Consider the following 5061-nt stretch of genomic DNA (forward strand, 5'->3'; position numbering starts at 1 on the left):
GGCTTGGGGCTTGGCGCATAGGCCTTAGCGCATGGAGTTTCGTGCCTAGGGCTGAGCGCACAGGGTTTAGCGCACAGGGTTTAGCGCTCAGGGCTTGGGGTCTGCCAGGGGCTTGAGGTGCGGGAGCTGTGCCGCAGCCGAGGTGTGGCGGCTGCGGGGGACCCGGATGCTGGTCGCGCAGGATGGCCCCATGCGACGCATCGTGGTCATCGACGCCCCGTCCAACCTCGGTCTGCGGCCGCCCGCGCCCGGCACCGTACCGGGTTGCTACAAGCTCGCGGGCGCCCTGCGCGAGCAGCGGATCGTCCAGCGGCTCGGCGCTTTCGAGGGCGGTGTGGTCGTACCGCCGAGGTACGACCTGGGGACGTGGCAGGAGGGCGACGGGGTGTTCAACGCCGCCGCCATCGCCGCGTACACGCCGAAGCTCGCCGACCGTATCGAACGTCATCTGCGGGCCGGGGACTTCCCGTTGGTGCTCGGCGGGGACTGCTCGATCCAGCTGGGCGCGTCCCTCGCGATGCGTCGGACAGGGCGGTACGGACTGGCCGCGATCGACGGTTCGGCGGACTTCCGGCACCCCGGCAACTCCGAGCGGATCGGCGCCGCGGGCGGCGAGGAACTCGCCCTCGGCACCGGCCGCGGGCAGCGGGACCTCACCGACCTGGAGGGCCTCGGGCCGTACCTCAGGGACGAGGACGTACGCCTCTTCGGCATCAGGGACGGCGACCGGGACCGGCAGGAACTGGCCGCCCTGAAGATCCCCACCGTGAGCGTGGGCGAGCTGCGCGAGTGGGGCCCTGCGGCGCTCGCCGACGCCGTACGGCAGAGCTTCGATGGCTCCGGACTCGACGGATTCTGGGTGCACTTCGACGCCGATGTCCTGGACCCGACGGTGATGCCCGCCGTCGACGCGCCCGACCCCGACGGGCTCCTGCCCGATGAACTGGCCGCGGTGCTCGGAACATTGGTGCGCTCACCGCACTGCGTGGGCCTCAACGTCACCATCTACGACCCGGACCTCGACCCCGACGGCACCGCGGGCGCGCTCCTCACCGACCTGGTGGTGTCCGCCTTTGCCCAAAGCTGACCGGAGGAGCCCCTGGTCAGTCGGCGGCTCACCCTGTTCCATGGTCGGGTGACGACGATCCGAGGCGACGTACTGACCCTGCCGGGCGCGGAGTTGGGCCCGGAGAACCCGCTGCCCCCGCTGCGCCCCCTCGACGAGGCGCACCATGTGGACGCACGCACCCGCGCCGACCTGCCGCGCGACATGGCCCGGCAGGTCGGGTACGCGCCGCTGCGCGGTGTGCTGCCCACCCGGCTGCTCGACGGGTACGGCCGCGAGCGCGCCGACCTCACCCTCGACACCCTGATCCTGGAGAACGACCGGCTGCGCGTGACCGTGCTGCCCGGCTTGGGCGGCCGGGTGCACTCCCTGTTCCACAAGCCGACCGGGCATGAACTCCTGTACCGCAACCCGGTGTTCCAGCCCGCGGACTTCGCCCTGAACGGCGCCTGGTTCTCCGGCGGCATCGAGTGGAACATCGGCGCCACCGGCCACACCACCCTGTCCTGCGCACCCGTGCACGCGGCCGAGGTCACGGCGCCCGACGGCGGGCCGATGCTGCGCCTGTGGGAGTGGGAACGCCTCCGTGACCTGCCCTTCCAGGTCGACCTCTGGCTGCCGGACGGCTCGGACTTCCTGTACGTCGGGGTCCGGATCCGCAACCCGCACGAGAAGCCCGCACCCGCCTACTGGTGGTCCAACATCGCCGTGCCCGAGGAGCGCCGGGTCCTCGCACCCGCCGACGAGGCCTGGCACTTCGGGTACGAGCGGACGTTGCGCCGGGTGCCCGCGCCGGAGTCCGACGGCGTCGACCGCTCGTACCCGTTGCGCAGCACCTATCCGGCGGACTACTTCTACGAGGTGCCGGACGGTGAGCGGCGCTGGATCGCCGCGCTCGACGACGCCGGGCACGGCCTGGTGCAGACGTCCACCGATCTGCTGCGCGGCCGCAAACTGTTCCTCTGGGGCGCGGGCACCGGCGGCCGGCGCTGGCAGTCCTGGCTCACCGAGCCGGGCACGGGCGGGTACGCGGAGATCCAGGCGGGCCTGGCCCGCACCCAGTTGGAGCACGTGAAGCTGGACGCCGAGAGCGAGTTCGCCTGGCTGGAGGCGTACGGTCCGCTCAGCGCCGATCCCGTACGGACGCACGGCACCGACTGGGCCGCCGCCCGCGCGGAGGTCGCCGGGCGGCTCGACGCGGCCCTGTCGCGGGCCGACGTGGACGAGGCCTACGCGGCGTGGCGGGCCACGGCCGACACCGAACCCGGCGAACGCCTGGCCACCGGCTCGGGCTGGGGCGCCCTCGAAGTGCTGCGCACCGGTGAGAAGTTGCCGGGCACGCCGTTCGACGCGGCGACCCTTGGACCGGCTCAGGAGCCGTGGGCCGAGCTGCTGCGTGCCGGGTCGCTGCCCGTGCCGCGCAGGGTGACACCGCCCGGCGCGAGCCTCGTCGGGCCGGCCTGGCGAGACATGCTGGAGACGGCGCCCGCCGAGCCGCTCACCGAGTACCACCTGGGGGTCGCCCAGTGGCATGCCGGGGACCTGGCGCAGGCGGTGCGCAGTTGGGAGCGCGGACTCGAACTCGCCCCCTCCACCTGGCCGTTGCTGCGCTGCCTTGCCGTCGCCGACCGTGAGTCCGGCCACCTGGAACGGGCCGCCGACCGCTATACGGAGGCCTTCGACGACCTGTGTGCCGAGCGGCGCGACGGAGAGGTGTGGACCGCGGCGACGGCCGCGCTCGGCCGCGAGGCCATCGAGGTGCTGCTCGCGGCGGGCCGCACCGCCGCCGCCCGCACGGTGTGGCACCGGCTCCGCCCGGCCACCAGGGAACGCGGCCGCTTCCGTCTCCTCCTGGCCTGCCTGCTGCTCGCCGAGGGCGACACGGATGGTGCGCGGGCCGTGTTCGACGCGGGCTTCGAGGTGGCCGACCTACGGGAGGGCGCGGAGGTCGTGGGGGAGACCTGGGCACGCATCACGGACGAACCCCTGCCCGCGCGCTACGAGTTCAGGATGCGACCGCCGGAGGCTTCGTAGCGAGGTCTTGTAGCGAAGCCTTGTAGCAGAGAGGCGCCCGCTAGACCGCGTTGCGGTCCGCGTACTCGAAGATCGAGCCGTCGGGGTGCAGCGCGATCAGGTTGCGCCCCACCGGGGTGGCGACCGGGCCCGCGACGACCCGTGCGCCGGACTCGGTGAGCGCCTTCTGCGCCTCGTCGACATCCGCGACCGCGACGGTGGCGGTCACCTTGCGCAGCACGTCCAGCTCGGCCGCGGGACCGCTCATCAGGAGGAAGCAGCCCACCGCGGCGACGGACACTCCGCCGCGATCGAACCGCTGCGCCGCGGTGCCGGTGAGACGTTCGTAGAAGGCGACTGCGGCGTCCAGGTCATCGACGCAGATACGCAGCGTGGTTCCCAGGATCTCCATGGGGAGAAGCCTAGTTGGGGGTCCCCGGCTATGTGATCGTTTCGACCGCATCGACCCGGCCAAGCCCGTGGCCGCAGGCGTTCGCAGGCGTTCGCAGGCGTTCGCAGGCGTTCGCAGGCGATCTGAGGCGATCTGAGGCGATCTGAGGCGTTCTCGGCGCGCTCGGCGTTCTCAGGCCCGCAGCGCATCCGTGTCGACCCCCGCCTCGTCGAGGACGCCCACCGCGACGCCCCTGCCGAGGGCCGCGAGGCCGAGCAGCAGATGGTCGCAGTCGATCAGCGCCGAGCCCGCCTCGCGCGCGGCGTCTTCGGCCACGGCGATGGCCTTGCGGGAGTACGGCGTCCAGGCGATCCGCTCGGCGGCCTGCGAGGCACCGAGGCTCAGCCGCGCGGCGACCGCGCCGTGCAGCCGTGCCCGGTCCGCCCCGGCGCGTTCCAGGAGCCGGGTGGCGCTGTTGTCCTCGGCGGTCAGGCCGAACAACAGGTGCTCCGTACCTATGTAGTTGTTGCGGTGCTGCACGGCGGCCCGCTTGACGTGGCCCATGGCGAGCCGCAGCTCCTGGGTGAAGTGCTCGTCCGGGTTGTATCGCTTGTGCGGCGCGTGGAAGCGCTGCTGCGCCGCCTGCCGGCTGACGCCGAGGGCCGCTCCTATGTCGGTCCAGGAGGCGCCGTGCATCCGGCAGTGGTCCACGTAGTCCTCGACCAGGTCGTCGGCCAGGGCCTGGAGCCGGCCGGAGAGGTGGGCGGCCGTGGTCAGGAGCGCGAGCCAGTCCGGCTGCTCGCGGTCGGCGGGGGTGTGGGCGGTGGCGCAGGTGCGGTCCACCTCTGCGATGAGGTCGTCCAGGTCGGGTAGGGCCATAGGGCAAGTACGCCTTGACAGTTCTCAAGTGTCAAGAGCTCGTTGCCAGTTGGGGGTTGTCTCAGGGGTGGCATCGGGGTTGGCGTCGGGGTCGAGTTCAGGGGCGGCTCCGGGGCCGGAGCCGGGCCTTCCGGCGGAGATGCGGGCTACGTTTTTTTCATGTCCAGTTCCCGCCAGTCCTCAGTCCCCGTAGGCCGCAGTCCGCTCGCGTGCGACCCGTACGCGGAGGAGTACTGGGCCGCCACCCGCCGGTTCCAGGGCGCGGATCAGTTCCGCGCGCAGGGTCTTTGGGTCCTCCGCCACGGTCGCAGGGCAGCCGAACGACGTGGCGAGGCCCGGGAAGTCGATGCCGCCGATGTCCGTACCCGGAATGTCCTCCGCGCCCATGCGGCGGCCGAGGGCCTTGACCGCCTCGTAGCCGCCGTTGTCGAGCAGTACGAACGTCACGGGGGCCCGGTGTCGTACCGCCGACCAGATCGCCTGCACCGAGTAGAGGGCCGAACCGTCGCCCACCACGCACACCACCCGTCCGCCCCCGGCGAGGGCGCGGCCCACCGCGAGTGGCAATCCCCAGCCGAGCGCGCCGCTGCCGGTGGTGAGGAAGCCGCCCGCCCGCTGGATCGGCAGCCGGGCGTGCAGCGCCTCACGGTGGCTCGGCGCCTCTTCGACCAACACCCCTTCCGGGTCGACGAGTTCGGACAGGACATCGAGG

General features: G+C 72.4%; 5 protein-coding genes. 2 read left to right on the forward strand and 3 right to left on the reverse strand.

Features of this window, described 5'->3' with window-relative positions:
• Positions 1 to 190 precede the first annotated feature (190 nt).
• Together GUY60_RS34235 and GUY60_RS34240 are read left to right on the forward strand one after the other, a co-directional pair.
• The gene (locus GUY60_RS34235) at positions 191 to 1087 is read left to right on the forward strand and encodes an arginase family protein (protein ID WP_161705046.1); all 897 of its coding nucleotides are present in this window, start codon (positions 191 to 193) and stop codon (positions 1085 to 1087) included.
• A 48-nt stretch (positions 1088 to 1135) separates the two neighbouring features.
• A complete protein-coding gene (locus GUY60_RS34240) occupies positions 1136 to 3100 on the forward strand; it encodes a DUF5107 domain-containing protein (protein WP_161705048.1) in 1965 nt (654 codons plus the stop codon).
• A 40-nt stretch (positions 3101 to 3140) separates the two neighbouring features.
• Here GUY60_RS34240 and GUY60_RS34245 read toward each other — a convergent pair whose 3' ends face one another.
• The 3 genes from GUY60_RS34245 to GUY60_RS34255 form a co-directional block, all read right to left on the reverse strand.
• A complete protein-coding gene (locus GUY60_RS34245; protein ID WP_161705050.1) occupies positions 3141 to 3491 on the reverse strand; it encodes a VOC family protein in 351 nt (116 codons plus the stop codon).
• 171 nt (positions 3492 to 3662) lie between these two features.
• Positions 3663 to 4349, reverse strand: coding sequence for a Clp protease N-terminal domain-containing protein (locus GUY60_RS34250; RefSeq protein ID WP_246236004.1), 687 nt, complete (start codon positions 4347 to 4349; stop codon positions 3663 to 3665).
• A 180-nt stretch (positions 4350 to 4529) separates the two neighbouring features.
• Positions 4530 to 5061: thiamine pyrophosphate-dependent enzyme (locus GUY60_RS34255; RefSeq protein ID WP_246236006.1), on the reverse strand; the 532-nt coding region annotated here is incomplete at its 5' end.

Source organism: Streptomyces boluensis, from assembly GCF_009908195.1.
Classification (GTDB): domain Bacteria; phylum Actinomycetota; class Actinomycetes; order Streptomycetales; family Streptomycetaceae; genus Streptomyces; species Streptomyces boluensis.

Excerpts from the sequence above, each read along its gene's own strand:
- GUY60_RS34235 (WP_161705046.1), top strand. The coding sequence starts at position 191 with ATGCGACGCATCGTGGTCATCGACGCCCCGTCCAACCTCGGTCTGCGG.
- GUY60_RS34245 (WP_161705050.1), bottom strand. The coding sequence starts at position 3,491 with ATGGAGATCCTGGGAACCACGCTGCGTATCTGCGTCGATGACCTGGAC.
- GUY60_RS34250 (WP_246236004.1), bottom strand. The coding sequence starts at position 4,349 with ATGGCCCTACCCGACCTGGACGACCTCATCGCAGAGGTGGACCGCACC.